This window comes from Streptomyces sp. NBC_00454, from assembly GCF_041434015.1.
In the GTDB taxonomy this organism is placed as follows: domain Bacteria; phylum Actinomycetota; class Actinomycetes; order Streptomycetales; family Streptomycetaceae; genus Streptomyces.
On record NZ_CP107907.1, the window covers coordinates 4,174,819 to 4,193,078 of the forward strand.

General features: G+C 71.7%; 16 protein-coding genes. 9 read left to right on the top strand and 7 right to left on the bottom strand.

Features of this window, described 5'->3' with window-relative positions; genetic code table 11:
• Positions 1-26 precede the first annotated feature (26 nt).
• From OHU74_RS19495 to OHU74_RS19520, 6 genes are all read right to left on the bottom strand, one after another.
• Positions 27-728, bottom strand: a complete 702-nt coding sequence (locus tag OHU74_RS19495) for a response regulator (RefSeq protein ID WP_371617103.1) — start codon at positions 726-728, stop codon at positions 27-29.
• The gene (locus OHU74_RS19500) at positions 725-2,113 is read right to left on the bottom strand and encodes a sensor histidine kinase (protein ID WP_371617104.1); all 1,389 of its coding nucleotides are present in this window, start codon (positions 2,111-2,113) and stop codon (positions 725-727) included. Before OHU74_RS19500 ends, OHU74_RS19495 begins: the two co-directional genes overlap by 4 nt.
• 10 nt (positions 2,114-2,123) lie before the next feature.
• Positions 2,124-3,413 (bottom strand): acyltransferase, encoded by a 1,290-nt coding sequence (locus OHU74_RS19505; protein ID WP_371617105.1) that lies wholly within the window; start codon positions 3,411-3,413, stop codon positions 2,124-2,126.
• On the bottom strand, positions 3,400-4,458 hold the full coding sequence (locus OHU74_RS19510; protein ID WP_371617106.1) for an alpha/beta hydrolase: 1,059 nt from the start codon (positions 4,456-4,458) through the stop codon (positions 3,400-3,402). The genes OHU74_RS19505 and OHU74_RS19510 overlap by 14 nt, the downstream gene beginning before the upstream one ends.
• A 228-nt stretch (positions 4,459-4,686) precedes the next feature.
• Positions 4,687-5,088 (bottom strand): nuclear transport factor 2 family protein, encoded by a 402-nt coding sequence (locus tag OHU74_RS19515; RefSeq protein WP_330297702.1) that lies wholly within the window; start codon positions 5,086-5,088, stop codon positions 4,687-4,689.
• A 70-nt stretch (positions 5,089-5,158) separates the two neighbouring features.
• Entirely contained in the window at positions 5,159-6,766 is a 1,608-nt protein-coding gene (locus OHU74_RS19520; protein WP_371617107.1) for a serine/threonine-protein kinase, read from the bottom strand.
• A gap of 294 nt (positions 6,767-7,060) precedes the next feature.
• On the opposite strand from OHU74_RS19520, the gene OHU74_RS19525 reads away from it, so the two are divergent.
• The 4 genes from OHU74_RS19525 (at position 7,061) to OHU74_RS19540 (ending at position 12,692) form a co-directional block, all read left to right on the top strand.
• Positions 7,061-8,413, top strand: a complete 1,353-nt coding sequence (locus OHU74_RS19525) for an aspartate aminotransferase family protein (RefSeq protein WP_371617108.1) — start codon at positions 7,061-7,063, stop codon at positions 8,411-8,413.
• A 294-nt stretch (positions 8,414-8,707) separates the two neighbouring features.
• A complete protein-coding gene (locus OHU74_RS19530) occupies positions 8,708-9,394 on the top strand; it encodes a GntR family transcriptional regulator (protein WP_371617109.1) in 687 nt (228 codons plus the stop codon).
• A gap of 38 nt (positions 9,395-9,432) precedes the next feature.
• Positions 9,433-11,922, top strand: coding sequence for a glycosyltransferase (locus OHU74_RS19535; protein WP_371617110.1), 2,490 nt, complete (start codon positions 9,433-9,435; stop codon positions 11,920-11,922).
• Between the two features lie 119 nt (positions 11,923-12,041).
• Positions 12,042-12,692: a hypothetical protein gene (locus tag OHU74_RS19540; protein WP_330297707.1), complete on the top strand. Its 651-nt coding sequence runs from the start codon at positions 12,042-12,044 to the stop codon at positions 12,690-12,692.
• Positions 12,693-12,896: 204 nt separating this feature from the next.
• On the opposite strand, the gene OHU74_RS19545 is transcribed toward OHU74_RS19540, so the two are convergent.
• Positions 12,897-13,622 (bottom strand): SLATT domain-containing protein, encoded by a 726-nt coding sequence (locus OHU74_RS19545; RefSeq protein WP_371617111.1) that lies wholly within the window; start codon positions 13,620-13,622, stop codon positions 12,897-12,899.
• A 289-nt stretch (positions 13,623-13,911) separates the two neighbouring features.
• Here OHU74_RS19545 and OHU74_RS19550 point away from each other — a divergent pair, with 289 nt between their 5' ends.
• From OHU74_RS19550 to OHU74_RS19570, 5 genes are all read left to right on the top strand, one after another.
• The gene (locus OHU74_RS19550; RefSeq protein ID WP_330297709.1) at positions 13,912-14,256 is read left to right on the top strand and encodes a YbaB/EbfC family nucleoid-associated protein; all 345 of its coding nucleotides are present in this window, start codon (positions 13,912-13,914) and stop codon (positions 14,254-14,256) included.
• A gap of 52 nt (positions 14,257-14,308) precedes the next feature.
• Entirely contained in the window at positions 14,309-14,908 is a 600-nt protein-coding gene (gene recR, locus OHU74_RS19555; protein ID WP_330297710.1) for a recombination mediator RecR, read from the top strand.
• Positions 14,901-15,548: a DUF5063 domain-containing protein gene (locus tag OHU74_RS19560; protein ID WP_330297711.1), complete on the top strand. Its 648-nt coding sequence runs from the start codon at positions 14,901-14,903 to the stop codon at positions 15,546-15,548. Before recR ends, OHU74_RS19560 begins: the two co-directional genes overlap by 8 nt.
• A 161-nt stretch (positions 15,549-15,709) precedes the next feature.
• Complete coding sequence (locus tag OHU74_RS19565; protein WP_371617112.1) at positions 15,710-16,984, top strand: aspartate kinase; 1,275 nt, start codon at positions 15,710-15,712, stop codon at positions 16,982-16,984.
• Entirely contained in the window at positions 16,981-18,069 is a 1,089-nt protein-coding gene (locus OHU74_RS19570; protein ID WP_371617113.1) for an aspartate-semialdehyde dehydrogenase, read from the top strand. The genes OHU74_RS19565 and OHU74_RS19570 overlap by 4 nt, the downstream gene beginning before the upstream one ends.
• Positions 18,070-18,260: the final 191 nt, after the last annotated feature.

An 18,260-nucleotide genomic window follows, 5' to 3' on the forward strand; every position in this document is an offset into this window, starting at 1 on the left:
CCCTCTCAAGTACTACCCGGGGTACTTCAGTAGCCCGTCGGACGGATCAGACCCGTTTCGTAAGCGAACACCGCGGCCTGCGTGCGGTCCCGCAGACCCAGCTTCACCAGGATCCGCCCCACATGCGTCTTCACGGTCTGCTCGGCCAGGACCAGATGCCCGGCGATCTCCGCGTTCGAAAGGCCCTGGGCGACCAGCGACAGCACCTCCGTCTCCCGCTCCGTCAGCTCCTCGATCCGCGCCTTCGAAGGCCCCCGCGGAGCTCCCAGCCGGGAGAACTCGGTGATCAGCCGCTTGGTGATGTTCGGCGCGAGGAGCGCGTCACCGGCCGCGATCACCCGGACCGCCTCGGCCAGCTGGTCCGCCGAGGCGTCCTTGAGGAGGAACCCCGAGGCTCCGGCGCGCAGCGCCTCGTAGACGTACTCGTCGAGGTCGAAGGTGGTCAGCACGAGCACCTTCACCGTGGCCCCGGGGGCGCCGGTGATCAGGCCCGTGGCCTCGATCCCGCCCATGCCGGGCATGCGGATGTCCATCAGGACCACGTCCGGCGCCAGTTCGCAGACCTTCGCCACGGCCTCGGCGCCGTCGACGGCCTGGCCGACGACCTCGATGTCGGGCTGGGCGTTGAGGAGCACGGTGAAGCCCTGGCGGACCATCATCTGGTCGTCGACGATCATCACCTTGATCGGGGCGGTCGCGAGCGGTCCAGTCGTGATCGGGGCAGTCATGCTTCCTTCTTCGTCTCGGAGGTGGAGGGGCCTGCAGCGTTCGGGGTGGCGGGGTCCATCGGGAGGATGGCGCTCACCTCGTACCCACCGCCGGGGCGGGGGCCGGCGGCCAGCTCTCCTCCCAGCATGCCCGCCCGCTCCCGCATTCCCAGCAGCCCGTGTCCCGCACCGGGGGACGGCGGGGCCGGCCGGGTGGGCGCGGAGTTGGCGACGCACAGGTGCAGCTCGCGGGGCCCGTAGGCGATGCCGACCTCCACGCGGGATCCGGGCGCGTGGCGCAGGCAATTGCTCAGCGCCTCCTGCACGATGCGGTACGCGGTGAGCTCCACGCCCGGGGTCAGCGGGCGCCGGATGCCCGCGATCTCGGTGGTGACATCCAGCCCGGCCGCCCGCACGTTGTCCACGAGGCCGTCCAACTCGCCCAGGGTGGGCTGCGGATGATGCGGGCCGGCGGGATCGTCCGGATGCTCGGAACGCAGGACGCCCAGTACCCGGCGCAACTCCGTCAGGGCCTCCAGGGCGTTCGCGCGGATGCCCGCCAGATTCTCCTTCAGCTCCTCGGAGGGGTTCTCCACGAGGTACGGGGCCACCTGGGCCTGGATCGAGATCACCGACATGTGGTGCGCGACGACGTCGTGCAGCTCCCGGGCGATCCGACTGCGCTCTTCGAGCAGGGTGCGCTGGGCCCGCTCGGCTTCGGTGAGGGTCTCCTGTTCGACGAGCTTCGTGCGGGCCAGGCGTGTCGAGCGCAGGGCGTAGCCCAGGAGGCCCGCGAAGGCGAAGAGCAGGGTGGCGCCGGGGGCGGAGGTACCGCTGTGGTCCGGCTTGAAGAGCCCCTCGGCCAGACCGGTGTAGACGATGGCCACGGAGACGGCCCCGATGGTCACCCGGGGCGGTACGCGCAGGGCGACGAGCAGCAGAACCGGGGCGAAGGCGAATATCCCGGCGGGCATCCACGGCCAGCTCTGGCCCTGCCCGATGTGGTCGTGGATCACCCAGGCGATGTAGGCCGAGGAACCCAGGCTGATCCAGAATCCGGCCATCGGCCGCCGCAGGGCGACGACGATCGCCAGGCCGATCAGGATTGGCGGGACCTGCAGGGCCGAGCCGCTGACGTGGTAGTGGTCGGCCAGTTGTTCCACGGTGATGAAGCGGAAGAACACCGCGAGGTAGACGACCACGACATGCGGCAGCCAGGCCAGCCAGCGCGGCCGGGACATCTTCGGGAGCGGATCGGACTTCAGGTCGAACAGGTCCCGGACCACGCCGCGCACCGCGGTCGCGGTCGCGGTCGCGGTCGCGGCCCCCGGCCTGCGGCCGGCGGTGGCGACGGCGACGGCGGGCGCTGCCGGTTCGGGGGACGGGTGTTCGCTCTGCTCGTTCACGGCGCCCAGCCTAGGCATGGATGGTCTCCTCGGCCGGTGTCACCGGGGTGGCGGCCGAGGCCGGGTCGGTGGCGGGGACCGGTGCGGTGGCGCCGGCCGCAGTGGACGGGAGGCGGTTGCCCGCGACGACGGTCCCGGTCCCGGAAGACCTGCGCGGGCCACGGCCCTTGGGGCGGTGGCCGCCCTGCTCGTAGGACCGGAAGGCGGCCCAGCAGACCGTGAGGGCGGCCGCGAACACCGGCAGCCACAGCAGCCGGGCGGCTATCCACTGCGGGGAAGCAGGCACGGTGTGCAGGCCGGGCAGGTCCGTGGAGACCAGCAGCCCCAGGGCGGTGACGGTCATCATCGCGGTCTGGTGCCAGAGGAAGACGGTCATGGCCGACAGGTTCACCAGGGCCACCTTCGCCCAGGCCCGCGGCCGGCTCATCGCGCGGGCCAGCGGCTCCCGGACCAGCAGCGCCAGCCCGCACTGGGCCAGGCCGAACGCCACGGCGGCCAGCGTCGGCGGGTTCAGGTTCGATATCGCGGCCCCGGGAACACCGACCATGGACGCCGGATATCCGCCCCAGAGGACCAGCGCGGCCGTGGCGACGATCCCGCCGCCCAGCAGCAGGGCGGCCGGGGTGCGCCGGGCGAACGCGCCCCGGGACCAGGCGGCCCCCACGGTGTAGGGGACCAGCCAGCCGGCGGCCACATTGACCCAGCCGATCCACTCGGGCCCGCCGAGCCCGAACCGCCAGACATCGACGAGGGCCACCACGGCAAGCGGCCACAAAGGGCTGAGCCGGGCCACGAGCGGGGTCGCGGCGGTGAGCGCGGCGAAGACGAGGAGGAACCACAGGGGGGACAGGACGAGCTTGAGCAAGGTGTGAACGGTGTCCGTCCCGACCCCGCCGAGCAGCATGCCGCCGGCCGCGACGGTCCACAGCACGAGGACGGCGGCGACCGGCCGGAACAGCCGCCCCAGCCGCTGCCCGACCCACTGGCCGTACGGGACTCCGCGCCCGCGCGCAGACTCGTACCCCTGGGCTGCGACATGCCCGCCGACCAGGAAGAAGACGGCCAGGGTCTGGAACACCCAGGAGACCGGGGCCAGTGCGCTCATGTGGGCCAGCGGGCTGGTGGTTCTCAGGCCGCCGTCGGCGGTCGTGAGCGCGGTGACCAGCCAGTGGCCCAGCACCACGCCGAGGATGGCGAAGGCCCGCAGGGCGTCCACGGCCCTGTCCCGGTGGGCGGGGGTACCGGCGTCGATGCGGTCCGCGAGGACGGACCAGCGGGCGTGGAGCTTACGCGAACGCACGGGAGACCTCCGGGGTGATGGCGGCGGCGGTGGTGGTGGCGTCTGTGGTGGCAGCGGTGGCAGCGGTGGCAGCCCGGGAGGTGCCGAGCACGATCGAGGCCAGGCTGTTCAGGGACTCGGTGCCCGGCTTGAGGTAGTCGCTGTGCCCGCCGGATCCGGCCGCGAAGGGCAGCGCTCCGAAGGCCGGGTCCACCGGGTCGGTGCCGAAGCCGATCCCGCCGAGCCGCAGGTGCGGGACGTGCGCGATCCAGTCGCCTGCGCCCCGGCCGGCCCAGACCCGGGCGCCGGTGGGCAGACCGGCGACGGAGTCGGCGCCGGTGCCCGGACTGCCGAACAGGGCGATGTCGGTGACCTTGGGGCCGGTCCCGGTACGGGCGCAGACGACGGATCCGTAGGAGTGGCAGAGGAGCGAGAGGCGGGCGTCCGGGACGGTCAGACGCTCCAAGCGGGCGAGGAAGGGCCCGAGTTCCGCGGCGGCGTCGTCGGCGCGGCCGGTGGTCAGGACGCTCGGGCTGACCGTGCCGGGGGTGTCGTACCCGAGCCAGGCGACCACGGCGGAGCGGCTGTGCTCGGCCTGGAGGCGCTGCTGAAGGACGACAGCCCCGGCGCGGAACCTCTGGTAGGTGTCCAGCGTCGTGTCCGATCCGGGGACCAGGACCGTGACCCGGTCCGCGGTCTCCAGATCGCCGAACACCTCTATCGCGCGGCCCTTGCCCCGGCCGTCGAAGGAGAAGAACCGGGCACCCCCGCCCGCCTCCATCGCCCGGAGCTTCGCGGCGCGGCCGGTGCGGCCGCCCTCGTCGGCCATGCGGGCGGACTCGGCGAGGTTCGTGAGGTTGGCGGCGTACCGCTCCGGGAGGGAGGCGGCCTCGGCGAAGGCCGCGGGCGCCGGGGCCGGGACATCGGCGGAGGCGGCGGCGGACACGGGGAACACGACGGCCGTGGCGACGAGCCCGGCCAGCAGCGTGCGGCGCAGACGGCCGCTGCGGCGGCCGGTGGCGGCGCCGTCGGGGCCGTCGGGACGTGCGGTGGGTCGGCGGATCATGGTCCGTTCCTTCGCTCGTGCCAGAGGGGGTGGTGCTGCGTTCTTCTCTGGTCACGAAGTTAGGAATCGGGGTCCGTGGTCGGCGTCCCGCTGGAGAGCGGCTTTCGCAAGTAGCTCTCAGGTATGACAGGGGCTACGGGTAAACCATGCGCAGGCCTTCGAACAGGCCCGGGGGAGCGCTCAGTCCGCCGTTGGGTCCCCCGTTGGGTCCCCCGTTGGGTCCGCCGTTCAGTCCGCCGTCAGGGCTTCGCCGAGCGGCTCCACGTAGCCCGCGCGCCAGCGGGGGGCCGGGTCCTGGCCCGGGCTGGTCCAGTACTCCCGGGCGCGCGCGATCTTCCCGTCGCGGATGGTCCACAGGGAGACGGCGCGGTAGACGACGTGGTCCTGAGGTATCTCCACCTCGGTGACGACGAGGTCGCCGTCCACGAGGGTCCGCAGGACTTCCACGGAGCTCTCGTCCGTGTAGTCGTCATCGCTGATGACCGCGATGAAGTTGTCGCGTCCGACGATGCGTTCGCCGCTGACCGGCCATTCGATCACCGCGTCCTCGGCGATCAGTACGGCCACTCCGTCCCAGTCCCGCGCCTCGATCCGCTCCCACAGTTGTGCCACTACCTTCAACGGCTCCATGTGCCGCAGTGTGCGGTGGGACCGTCAGATGCAACAAGCTTTGCTTGCAGGCTTATTGACATCGAAATAATTAGGGCCGGTGGTAGGTCAGCGGTGTGCCGGTGGTGTCCGTGAGCTCCCGCACCAGGCTCCCGTCGGGCAGCAGGCGCAGTGTGCTCCGGCCGTCGGGCGGGCAGGTCGACGGGGTGTCGGGGGTGACGGCGGAGGGGTCCAACTCGACCGCATGGGCGGTGGCGGAGTGCAGGGGCGCCGTCCAGGAGCAGGCGGGGCCGGGGGTGCCGGGGGCGCCAGGGGTGCCGGGGGTGCCGGGGGTCGACTGGAGGGTCAGGGACATGACCGGGGAGCCGACCGTGCCGGGAGTGAGGGTGAGGTGCCAGGTCTCGGTGCCGGAGGTGGCGTGCCAGGTGCCGGCGTAGGCCGGAGGGAGCACGGCCGGGGTGGTTGGGGTGGCCGGGTTGGCCGTACCGGTCCCCGAGGGGGCGGGCGTGGGGGGCGGGGTGCCGGGGGCGTAGAGGGGGCGTTCGTCGCCGCTCATGATCGCGAAGACCGTGCCGCCCGCGGCGACGGCGACGACCGCGGCGACGGCCACGAGGAAAACGGTGGAGGCGGATACGGGAGCCGAGCGGGGCGGAATGTGAGGGTTGGATCGGGGTTGGGGGTGGAGCTGGGGTCGGGATTCCGTTTCCTCTCTGTACAGAGGGGAAGCCGGGCGCGCGGGCGCCGCGGGCCCGGGGCGGCGGTCCGGGCCCGCGTCCTCGCGGTCGAGCAGGGCCACGGCATGCTGTCCGAGCCGCGCCAGGACCTGTTCCGGCAGCCACGGATCCGGGGCTGCCGCCCCGCCCGCGGCGACCCGGGCGAGGACCTCGGCGGGCGTCGGGCGCGCGGTCGGCTCCTTGCGCAGGCAATCCCGTACGAGGTCACGCAGTTCGGGTGCTACGCCGTCCAGGTCCGGTTCCGCTTCGGATATGCGCAGCCGCAGCGCCGCGGTGCCGCCGGGCTGCTCGGCGTCCCCGAAGGGCGGCCGGCCGGTGGCGGCGTAGGCGAGGACCGAGCCGAGGCCGAAGACATCGCAGGCCGGGGTCACGGGGGTGTCGGTGCCGTGGAGCTGCTCGGGCGAGAGGAAGGCGGAGGGCTCGGGGGCGTGCGGGTCGGGGCGGGTGCCGGCCGTGTCGAGGCCGATGAGGCGGGGGCCGTCGATGGTGAGAAGGACGTCGGAGGGCTTCAGGTTCCGGTGGACGAGGCCGGTGCGGTGGATGTCCTGGAGGGCGTGCGCGAGCCCCTCGGCCAGAACCCGTACCGTGCCGGTCGGCAGCCGCCCGAAGTCGCGGTCGACGGCTTGGCGGAGGCTGGGCCCGGCGATGTAGGCGGTGGCCAGCCAGGGGGTCTCCGCGTCGGGATCGGCGTCGAGGACGGGCGCGGTCCAGGCTCCGCCGACGAGGCGGGCGGCGGCGACCTCGCGGCGGAAGCGGGCGCGGAAGTCGGGGTGGGCGGCCAGGGCCGGGCGGATCAGTTTCACGGCGGCGGTGTGGGGGCCGGTCCCCTGGCCGGGGGTTCCGTGGTGTTCGGAGCGGGCGAGGTAGACCTGGCCCGTGCCCCGGCCCGTGGCGCCGGTGCCCAGGCGGGCGAGCAGCCGGTACGGGCCGACGTGGTGCGGGTCCCGTGGGTGCAGTTGTTCCATGACGGGTTGGTCCTCCCCCTGGGACTAGGCCGTCGGACGACCATAGTGCGGGCGGGCGACGGTGCCGGGTACGAGGCGGGCGCAGGCGCGGGCGCAGGCGCCGGTGTTCGGGGGAGGTGTCGTGGGTCGGCGGCCGGGGCGGGGTTTTGGGTCGGGTCGGGTCGGGTCGGCGGTTGGCGGGGGCCGGGGGCGGCCTTGTTCGCCATTCGTGCAGACAGACTGCCGAGGCCCGCACCCCACCCCCATACAGTCCGCCGATATCCCTCCCCACCTGCGCACTTCTAGCGTGACCGCATGACCCCTCACGTCACCTCGGGTGCCGCCGTCAAGGCCGCCGACCGCGCTCACGTCTTCCACTCCTGGTCCGCTCAGGCCCTGATCGACCCGCTCGCCGTGGCCAAGGCCGAGGGGTCCTACTTCTGGGACTACGACGGCAAGCGCTACCTCGACTTCGCCTCCCAGCTGGTCAACACCAACATCGGCCACCAGCACCCCAAGGTCGTCGCCGCGATCCAGGAGCAGGCGGCCACGCTCTGCACGCTGGCTCCGGGCTTCGCCGTGGACGTCCGCTCCGAGGCCGCACGCCTCATCGCGCAGCGGACCCCCGGCGACCTCGACAAGATCTTCTTCACCAACGGCGGCGCAGAGGCCGTCGAGAACGCTGTCCGCATGGCCCGTCTGCACACGGGCCGGCAGAAGGTCATGTCCACCTACCGCTCGTACCACGGCGCCACCTCCGCCGCGATCAACCTGACCGGCGACCCGCGCCGCTGGCCCTCCGACACGGCCGCCGCCGGGGTCGTGCACTTCTGGGGTCCGTACCTCTACCGCTCGGCGTTCCACGCGACCACCGAGGCCGAGGAGTGCGCCCGCGCCCTCACGCACCTCGCCGACACCATCGCCTTCGAGGGGCCGCAGACCATCGCGGCGATCATCCTGGAGTCCGTGCCCGGCACGGCCGGGATCATGACCCCGCCGCCCGGCTACCTGGCCGGGGTGCGCGAGCTCTGCGACCGCTACGGCATCGTCTTCATCCTCGATGAGGTCATGTCGGGCTTCGGGCGGACCGGCAAGTGGTTCGCCGCCGAGCACTGGGACGTCACCCCGGACCTGATCACCTTCGCCAAGGGCGTCAACAGCGGCTACGTCCCGCTCGGCGGCGTCGCGATCTCCGCCGAGATCGCCGAGACCTTCGCCACACGCCCCTACCCGGGCGGACTGACGTACTCCGGCCACCCGCTGGCCTGCGCCGCGGCCGTCGCGACGATGACCGCGATGGAGGAGGAGGGCATCGTCGAGCACGCCGCCCACCTCGGCGAGAACGTGATCGGCCCGGCCCTCGCGGAGCTGGCGGAGCGTCACCCCTCGGTCGGGGAGGTCCGTGGCCTCGGCACCTTCTGGGCACTGGAACTCGTACGGAACAAGGAGACGCGCGAGCCGCTCGTCCCCTACAACGCCGCCGGCGCCGACAACGCGCCGATGGCCGAATTCGCCGCCGCCTGCAAGGCGTCGGGGCTGTGGCCGTTCGTCAACATGAACCGCACGCACGTGGTTCCCCCGTGCAACATCACGGAAGCGGACGCGAAGGAGGGCTTGGCCCTGCTGGACGACGCCCTGAAGGTCGCCGACCGGCACGCCTCCGCCTGACGGCGCGAAACCCGTCCGCGGGCGGGCCGGGGCGGGCCGTGGCGGTCCGCCGTCCGGCCGCCCCGGCCGGTGCCGGTCAGCCCGGACGCACCGGCGCCGACCAGCGGGAACGACCCTGTACGGGACCTCCTCCGAGGCTCCGTACAGGGTCGATCGATGTTGAAGGATCAAGAAAATACTGGTGCGTCGTCCGACTATCGGGCGCTAAATCCACATAGCGGCCACAAACCGAAAGGTTTCGGCCTGGCCGCCTGGCCTAAGGTGTCCCAAGCCCACAGATGGAGACGGACCCCTATGGCAGGCAGCGGCGCTGTCACTCGCAACACACTTCGCCAGCAGATCGCGGACGCGCTGCGTGACGAGGTGCTCGCGGGGCGCCTGCCCGCCGGGACCGAATTCACCGTCAAGCAGATCGCCGAGCAGTACGAAGTCTCCGCGACCCCCGTCCGCGAGGCCCTGGTCGATCTCTCCGCGCAAGGCCTCCTCGACTCCGTGCAGCACCGCGGCTTCCGCGTCCGGGTCTTTTCCGTCGACGACTTCCGGGGCATGGTCGAGGCTCGTACGCTGATCGTGGAAGGGATCTTCCGCCGGCTCGTCGAACACGGCACCGCTCCCGGTATGGGCGAGCGGCTGGTTTCGGTGCGCCGCCGGGCGGAGGAAGCACGGCGCACAGCGCTGACCGGCTCACTCGAAGTGCTGATCGGTTACGACCTGCGCTTCTGGAGGGAGCTGAGCGGGCTGGTCGGCAACACGTACATCTCCGAATTCCTGCACCGGATCCGCGTGCAGTGCTGGGTCTTCGCCGTGCCCCACCTCAAGGCCGAACCGCACCTGCGCACCGAGCTGTGGGCGGGCCACAACGAACTGATCGACGCGGTGACCCGCGCGGACGTCGAGGAGGTACGCCGCCTCGTGCACGCGTACAACCAGCACGGTCTGGACTGGGCCGCGGGCCTGAAGACGACTACGGCCGGCACGTGAGCGGAGAGAACGGCGTGAGCAACGGCGTGAATAACGGCGTGAGCACTGGCACCGGCATGGGTACGGATACGGGGACGGGCGCCGGCGCTCCGACCGGGACGCCCTGGCTGGGAGCCGTAGACCTCTCCGTCGTCGTCCCCGCCCTGGGCGAGCAGCAGGGGCTGGGCGCGACGGCGGCCGCCGTGCGCGAGCACCTCGACGAGCACCTCGGCACCGGCTCCGGCGACTGGGAGCTCATCCTCGTCGTAGACGAGCTCGACGAGCTCGTCGAGGAGTCCGCCAACGGGCTCGACGAGTCCACCGACCCCCGCATCCGCCTCGTCCGCCTGCGCGACCCCCGGGGCAAGGGCGCCGCGCTGCGCGCCGGGGTCCTCGCCTCCGCGGGCCGCCGGGTGCTGCTCACCGATGCCGGTCTCACGACTCCGCTCGACGAGCTGGCCCGCCTGGAGCGGGCCCTCGACCGGGACGCCGCCGCGCACGCGGATGCCCGTACTCATGCCCCTGCCCACGCCGGGCCCGCCGTGGTCCTCGGCCGGTCCGGGAACCGGCTCGTGCGCGCCCTCGGAATCCCCGGCATACCGGGCTTCCGCTCCGACACCTGCGCCTTCGCCCTGTTCGACGGGGACCGTGCCCGCGCCGCCTTCGGCGCCTCCACCCTCGACGGACCGGCCATCGACGCCGAGGTCCTGCGCTGGATCCGTGGCCAGGGCTGGGAGGTGGCCGAGGTGCCCGTGACCCGTCGCCCGTCCCTCGGGCCCGGAACCGGGAAGGCGGGCCCCGCCACCGGCAGCCGCCGCCTCGCCCTCGGCGAGCTGCTGCGCCTGAACTCCGGCGGCTTCGCGGTCGCCGCCGCGTTCCTGGCGCTCTCCCTCTACGTTTTCCACGGCCTGTGGACGGACCTCGACGGCAGCTACCTCGCCGACGCGCTCCAGGACCAGAACCAGTGGGAGTGGTTCGTCGGAGTCACCACCGACAACATCACCCACCTGCGGAACCCGCTCTTCACGTACTCCCAGGGCATGCCCGACGGCGTGAACCTGATGGCCAACGCCACGATGCTCGGCCTGAACGTGCCGCTCATCCCGGTCACCCTCCTCTTCGGCGAGACCGTCACCTTCGCCCTCGTCCTCACGCTCGGCATGGCCGCCAGCGCCTGGACCTGGTACTGGCTGATCCGCCGCCGCTTCGTGCGCAGCCGCTGGGCCGCCGCCGCGGGCGGGGCGCTCGCCGCCTTCGCGCCGCCGATGGTCTCGCACGCCAACGGCCATCCGAACTTCGTCGTCCTGTTCATGATCCCGCTGATCATCGACCGGGCCCTGCGGCTCTGCGAGGGTCGCAACGTCACCCGTGACGGGGTCCTGCTCGGGCTGTTCGCGACGTACCAGATCTTCATCGGCGAGGAGCCGCTGCTGATCGCCGCGCTCGGCATGCTGGTCTTCTCCCTCGCCTACCTGCTGGTCGACCGCCGCCGCGCCCTCGCGGCCGCCCGCCCGCTGGGGGCCGGTCTGGCCGTGGCCCTCGCCGTCTGCCTGCCGCTCGTGATCGTCCCGCTGTACTGGCAGTTCCTCGGCCCGCAGAGCTACCACTCGGTCCTGCACGGGGACAACGCCGGCAACAGCCCGCGCGCCCTGGTCTCGTACGCCGCCCGTTCCCTCTTCGGCGACGCCGAGCAGGCGGGCAAGCTCTCCCTGAACACCACCGAGCAGAACGCCTTCTACGGCTGGCCGCTGCTGGCCCTGGGCGTGGCCGTCTGCGTCTGGCTGTGGCGGAACAAGGCCGTCCGCGCGCTGGCGATCACCGGGTTCGTGACGCTGCTGCTCTCGCTCGGCCCGTGGGTGCCCGTACCCCGCACCGAGATCGTGCTGCCGGGCCCCTGGCGGCTGATGATCAAGCTGCCGCTCTTCGAGTCGGTGATCGAGGGGCGCGTGGCGATGATCTGCGCCCCCGTCCTCGGCATCCTGCTGGCCCTCGCGCTCGACCGGATCCTCCGGACGCGGACGCGCGAACTGCGCACGCTCGGCCTGCTGGGTGTCGCTGCCGCGCTGATCCCGATCCTGCCCCTGCCGCTGACCGTACGGGACCGCGCGCCGGTCCCGGCCTTCATCACCTCCGGGGCCTGGAAGGGCTACGTCAAGGACGGCGAGGCACTCGTTCCGGTACCGCTGCCGGACCCGGGCCAGGCGGACGCGCTGCACTGGCAGGTCGAGGCGGACTTCGGATTCCGGCTGGCCGGGGGCTACTTCAACGGCCCGTGGGGCCCCGACCGCATCGGCATCTACGGGGCCACCCCGCGCCACCTCTCCAACCTCCTGCGCGACGTCCGCTACGGGGGCCAGCCACCCGAGATCACACCGGCCTGGCGGCAGCAGGCCCGCCAGGACCTGGAGTTCTGGAAGGCGGGCGCGATCGTGCTGCCGGTCCAGGACCGGGACGCGGAGCTGCGGGACCTGATCACCGGGCTGCTGGGGCGCCAGCCGGAGAAGGTGCTGGACGCGTGGGTCTGGAGGGTCGGGCCGGGAGAGGTCTGACCCCGGCCGCCGTCCCGACCTCCGCCCTGGCCACCGCCCAGGTTCTGCTCACCCCTTCGCGGAGCGTGTCCGGCGCACTACGCTGGCCCGATCGGCGACAACGACTGATCGGAGGCCGAGTGGCCTGTGACCTGTGGCTGGTCCCCCTTGTCGACGTGCTGTGCCACAGCCCCGACAATCCCTTCGCGGAAGAGATCGCCTCGTACGACAAGGCGCTGGGCGAGGCCGGACTGCCGTCCGTGCCGGTGTTCGCGTACATGCCCGGACTGTCCGGGGACGTCGCCCCGGTGGCCGGATTCGACTATGACGCCCTGCACTTCCTGCGGCGGGCGTACCTGCTCCAGATCTGCGGGCTGCCGGTGACTCCGGTGGACGAGCTGGGCGGGGACTACGAGCAGCTGCTGGAGATGTTCGAGTCGACGGCGCAGCAATCGCATCTGGTGTGGCACTACGACCACGCGGGCGCTTACGTTCCCGTGGACTTCGCGGTTCCGCTGGCCAACGAGGAACTGCTGTCCGGGGGCGGGCCGCTGGGGTCCGCGCAGGGGCTGCTGCGGGAGCTGGCGGTGGTGGCTCCCGCGATCGGGATAAACCCGGTCAATCCGCCGGTGGCGCCGGCGCCGCCGGGGCGGCCGACGTCCCTGGAGGAGCCGGCGGGGCCGATTCCGTACGACGACAGTCCGTTCGCGCGGGAGCGGCATGTGTGGCTGGGGTTGCATGCGGCGGCTACGCGGAGCCTTGGCCAAGGGTCGATGATCATCTTTAGCTGACGGGTGTTGTTCTGCCGTCTGGGCGGTGCCGGTGCCGTTGCCGGGGTACGGGGCCTCGTGCGGGTCCGGGGTGGGCGGGTGTGGGCGGGCCCTGCGGGGCTGGTCCCCTACCCGCCCTTCCACCGTTCCCCGGGCTGCGCCCGGACCCCCCGGGGCTCCGCCCCGGACCCCGCGCCTCAAACGCCGGCGGGGCTGGGTATCAGCTCATCGCGGCTGCTCCGGGGGTCTCTGGCGGGGCATGTTGGGGCGGGTGCCCGGGGGGAGGGGGAAGCGGGGTGGGGGGAGGCCGGTGTCCGGGCGGGACGTGGAGCCGCCCAGGGACTGCATCATCAGGGGGGCGGGGCCGGTGCGGAATTCCACCATCCAGTCGGCCGTCTCCGAGCGGACCAGCTCCGTGATGTCCTCGGAGAAGCGCCGCAGCACCGTGAGGCACCGCTCGGCGGCTTCGCTCGCGGTGCCCTCCGTCGGGCCCAGGACCTCCCGCACGTTCTCCGAGGCCCAGTCGAACTGCAGGGTCTGGAGCCGGCGCTGCACGGCCTGGGCCGTGGCCACGCTCCGCATCCAGCCCGAGGTCAGGCCGAAGAACCGGTCGCAGGCCAGGCAGGCGGCCGCCAGGAGCAGCGAGAGGTAGCCGTAGGAGGCCGCGCCGGGGGCCGAGCCGGTCAGCTCCAGCAGCGGCATCGCGGCGCCCGTGATCGCGCCCGCGGCGGCTCCGGCCCGCAGGATCCGGGCCCCGCGGCGTTTCCAGGCACGGTCGGACAGGTACCACTCGGCGGTGCGCAGCGCGTCGGCCTCGACCCGCCGGTAGAGCTCGTCGAGCCGCTCGGCGGGCTCGCCCCAGTCCCCGAGAGGGAACGGCCGGCCGGTAAGGTCGCCGTCCTCTGCGGGATCCCGGGGTGGCCCCTCGGGCTGCATCTCCGGCTGACTCACCCGGGCACTCCCTCTGCCTGCGCTGACGTGTGGTGGTGCGCGTGTGCGCAATGGTGCGCATGCTCTTCCTACCTTCGAATGGGGCGCGGTGGGCAACGAATCCCGGGTTTTCCGCCCGCAAGGAGGGCTCCATCAGGTACGCGCACGCCTCGTCTCTCACTCGAAAGAGTTGGTCCTCACGGCGTAGGGCGCGGCGCCCGGGGAGCACGTAGGCTCGGATTGGCCAAGCCGCCGGTGCTTGGAACGCACGCGTGGCACCCACGCGACGACGCTACGGAGTGAGTGACCTGTGATTCCCGGTGGTGGTCAGCCCAACATGCAGCAGCTGCTCCAGCAGGCCCAGAAGATGCAGCAGGATCTCGCCGTCGCCCAGGAAGAGCTGGCGCGGGCCGAGGTCGAGGGCCAGGCCGGCGGCGGACTCGTCAGGGCGACCGTGACCGGTTCCGGTGAACTGCGCGCGCTGGTGATCGACCCGAAGGCCGTGGACCCCGAGGACACGGAGACGCTCGCGGACCTGGTGGTCGCGGCGGTCCAGGCGGCCAACGAGAATGCGCAGGCGCTCCAGCAGCAGAAGCTGGGCCCGCTGGCCCAGGGGCTGGGCGGCGGCAGCGGTATCCCCGGCCTTCCCTTCTAATCTTCAACTTCCGCAACACCCCGAGAACCGCACACCGAAAGAAGGCAGTCCGTTGTACGAAGGCGTGGTCCAGGACCTGATCGACGAACTGGGCAGGCTGCCCGGCGTCGGGCCCAAGAGCGCGCAGCGGATCGCCTTCCACATCCTGCAGGCCGAGCCCACCGATGTCCGCCGCCTCGCGCACGCGCTGCTGGAGGTCAAGGACAAGGTCCGGTTCTGCGCGGTGTGCGGGAACGTGGCGCAGGAGGAGCGGTGCAACATCTGCCGCGACCCGCGCCGCGACCTGTCGGTCATCTGTGTGGTCGAGGAGTCGAAGGATGTGGTCGCGATCGAGCGGACCCGCGAGTTCCGGGGCCGGTACCACGTCCTCGGCGGTGCGATCAGCCCGATCGAGGGCGTCGGCCCGGACGACCTGCGCATCCGGGAGCTGCTGGCGCGGCTGGCGGACGGCGCGGTTACCGAGCTGATCCTGGCGACCGACCCGAACCTGGAGGGCGAGGCGACCGCCACGTACCTCGCGCGCATGATCAAGCCCATGGGCCTCAAGGTCACCCGCCTGGCCAGCGGGCTCCCCGTCGGGGGAGATCTGGAGTACGCGGACGAGGTCACGCTCGGGCGGGCCTTTGAAGGAAGGCGACTTCTCGATGTCTGACGCAACGCTGCACGCCCTCGGTCTGGACCCGGACGATTTCGCGGGCTCGATCGCGGACCAGATCGAGTCCTTCATCGTCGCGGTCACCGAGGTGGCCAAGGGCGAGGACCCGGACAGCGCGGTGCCCTTCCTCCTCCTGGAGGTGTCCCAGCTGCTGCTGGCGGGCGGCCGGCTGGGCGCGTACCAGGACGTCCTGCCCGACGAGCGCTACGAGCCCGACCTGGGCCCCGAGCCGGATGTGGACGACCTGCGCGAGCGGTTCGCGCTGATGCTGGAGCCGGTCGACGTCTACTCCGAGGTCTTCGACCCCTACGAGCCGCGCAAGGCCCCGGTGGCGCACCGGATCTCCGACGACCTGGCCGACGTGGTGGCCGACCTGCGGCACGGCCTCATCCACTACCAGGCGGACCGGGTCACCGAAGCCCTGTGGTGGTGGCAGTTCTCGTACTTCACCAACTGGGGCCCGACCGCATCGGCGACCCTGCGCGCCCTGCAGTCGCTCGTGGCGCACGTACGGCTGGACCAGCCGCTGGAGGCCCTGGATGGGCTGGACACCGACGAGGACCTGGCCGAGGACGACCTCGCCGAGCAGGCGGGCAAGGTCATGGCCGAGGAGCTCGGCGGGCTGGGACTCAAGTAAGACGATCAAGCAAGGCGATCAAGTAAGGCCGCAAGTAAAAGATCAGCGGCGGGGGAACCCATTCTTTGATCTTTTCGTCTCATGATGTGGTACGAGGCGGTCGGATCCCGGGCGCTCGTTAGACTGCACCAGCAATGAGACGGACTGAGCGAGGAGCGCACGTGGGCCTTGTCGTGCAGAAGTACGGAGGCTCCTCCGTAGCCGATGCCGAGGGCATCAAGCGCGTCGCCAAGCGAATTGTGGATGCCAAGAAGAACGGCCACCAGGTGGTCGTCGTGGTTTCCGCGATGGGCGACACGACGGACGAGCTGATCGATCTCGCCGAGCAGGTTTCACCCATGCCTGCCGGGCGCGAATTCGACATGCTGCTGACCGCCGGAGAGCGGATCTCCATGGCCCTGCTGGCCATGGCGATCAAAAACCTGGGCCACGAGGCCCAGTCGTTCACCGGTAGCCAGGCAGGCGTCATCACCGACTCGGTCCACAACAAAGCGCGCATCATCGATGTCACGCCGGGCCGTATCCGCACTGCGCTGGACGAGGGCAACATCGCCATCGTCGCCGGCTTCCAGGGCGTGTCGGCGGACAGCAAGGACATCACCACCCTGGGCCGCGGCGGCTCGGACACGACCGCCGTCGCGCTCGCCGCGGCGCTGGACGCCGAGGTCTGCGAGATCTACACCGATGTCGACGGAGTCTTCACCGCGGACCCCCGCGTCGTGAAGAAGGCGAAGAAGATCGACTGGATCGCCTCCGAGGACATGCTGGAGCTCGCGGCTTCCGGTTCCAAGGTGCTGCTGCACCGCTGCGTCGAGTACGCACGCCGCTACAACATCCCGATCCACGTCCGCTCGTCCTTCTCGGGACTGCCGGGCACCTGGGTCAGCAACGAGAATCCGCAAGGGGCAGAGCAGGTGGAGCACGCCATCATCTCCGGAGTCGCTCACGACGTCTCCGAAGCCAAGATCACGGTCGTCGGCGTTCCGGACAAGCCGGGCGAGGCCGCGGCGATCTTCCGTGCCATCGCGGACGCCGAGATCAACATCGACATGATCGTGCAGAACGTGTCCGCCGCCTCCACGGGCCTGACGGACATCTCCTTCACCCTTCCCAAGACCGAGGGCCACAAGGCCATCGACGCCCTGGAGAAGGCGAAGGGCACCATCGGCTTCGACTCCCTGCGCTACGACGACCAGATCGGCAAGATCTCCCTGGTCGGCGCGGGCATGAAGACGAACCCGGGCGTCACCGCCTCGTTCTTCCAGGCGCTGTCCGACGCGGGCGTCAACATCGAGCTGATCTCGACCTCCGAGATCCGCATCTCGGTCGTGACCCGCCAGGACGACGTCAACGAGGCCGTCCGCGCCGTGCACACGGCCTTCGGCCTCGACTCCGACAGCGACGAAGCCGTCGTCTACGGAGGCTCCGGACGATGACCGCTGCCCGGTCGGCCCCGGCTCCGGCACTCGCCGTGGTCGGGGCGACCGGAGCGGTCGGCTCCATCGTGCTCCGGCTGCTCTCGCAGCGGGCGGACGTCTGGGGCGACATACGACTGATCGCCTCCTCGCGCTCGGCCGGCCGACGGCTGGCCGTGCGCACCGAGGAGGTTGAGGTGCTCGCCCTCACCGAGGATGCCTTCGACGGCCTCGGCGCGGGCGATGTCGCGCTCTTCCTCACCCCGGCCGAGGTCTCGGCCCGGTGGGCTCCCGTGGTCACCGCACGCGGTGTCGTCGTCGTGGACCAGTCCGCGGCGTTCCGGGAGGACCCCGAGGTGCCGCTGGTGGTGCCCGAGGTGAACGCGCACGCGGCGCGGATCCGGCCGCGCGGGATCGTCGCCGGTCCCGACTCCGTGACCGCCGCGATGATCGCGGCGCTGGGCGCGCTGCACGCCGAGTACGCGCTGGCCGACCTGGCCGTCTCCACCTACCAGGCCGCGAGCGCCGAAGGGCGGGCCGGCTCCGAGGCGCTGCGCCGCCAGCTGTCGCTGGTCGCCGGAACCACCCTGGGGGAGCAGCCCGGGGACGTACGCCGTGCCGTGGGCGAGGACACCGGCCCCTTCGCGGCTCCGCTCGCGCTCAACGTCGTGCCCTGGTCCGGCGAGCTGCGCGAGGGCGGCTGGTCCTCGCACGAGCTGGCCGTACGGGCGCAGGTGCGCCGGATCCTGGACCTGGCGGAGCTGCCGGTCGCGGTGACCTGCGTACTGGTCCCCGTACTGGCCGGGCATTCGCTGACCGTGCGGGCCCGCTTCGAGGCCGAGGTGGATGCCGGTCACGCCCGGGAGATCCTGGAATCCGCGCCCGGGGTGGTCCTCGTGGACGATCCGGCGGCGGGGGAGTTTCCGACCCCTTCGGACGCCGCGGGCACGGATCCGGCCTGGGTGGGGCGGGTGCGGGCCTCGCTCGACGACCCGCGTGCGCTGGAGTTCTTCGTCTGCGCGGACAACCTGTGCCAGGGCTCTGCGCTGAACGCCACACACACCGCGGAGCTGATCGCGGCAGATTTCGGCCCTTTCGCTTTGTAGGATCATCAGTGATCCCCTGACCAAGGTGATGACCCGGAGGCCGCCTCGAGCGAAGGGGCCGCGGGGGAGAACTGCTACGCATGAGGGCAATGGGAACGACGCCGATCAGTCTGCCCCGCGCGTACAACCCTGATGGGGGGACGCGTGTCCAACTGGCGTGGCAGAAGCATTGCTGGACTTCCCGGTCAAAC

What these genes read in the sequence shown, in the direction of transcription:
- OHU74_RS19495 (WP_371617103.1), bottom strand. Translation starts at nt 728, where the DNA reads ATGACTGCCCCGATCACGACTGGACCGCTCGCGACCGCCCCGATCAAG.
- OHU74_RS19510 (WP_371617106.1), bottom strand. Translation starts at nt 4,458, where the DNA reads ATGATCCGCCGACCCACCGCACGTCCCGACGGCCCCGACGGCGCCGCC.
- OHU74_RS19515 (WP_330297702.1), bottom strand. Translation starts at nt 5,088, where the DNA reads ATGGAGCCGTTGAAGGTAGTGGCACAACTGTGGGAGCGGATCGAGGCG.
- OHU74_RS19520 (WP_371617107.1), bottom strand. Translation starts at nt 6,766, where the DNA reads ATGGAACAACTGCACCCACGGGACCCGCACCACGTCGGCCCGTACCGG.
- OHU74_RS19525 (WP_371617108.1), top strand. Translation starts at nt 7,061, where the DNA reads ATGACCCCTCACGTCACCTCGGGTGCCGCCGTCAAGGCCGCCGACCGC.
- OHU74_RS19530 (WP_371617109.1), top strand. Translation starts at nt 8,708, where the DNA reads ATGGCAGGCAGCGGCGCTGTCACTCGCAACACACTTCGCCAGCAGATC.
- OHU74_RS19560 (WP_330297711.1), top strand. Translation starts at nt 14,901, where the DNA reads ATGTCTGACGCAACGCTGCACGCCCTCGGTCTGGACCCGGACGATTTC.
- OHU74_RS19570 (WP_371617113.1), top strand. Translation starts at nt 16,981, where the DNA reads ATGACCGCTGCCCGGTCGGCCCCGGCTCCGGCACTCGCCGTGGTCGGG.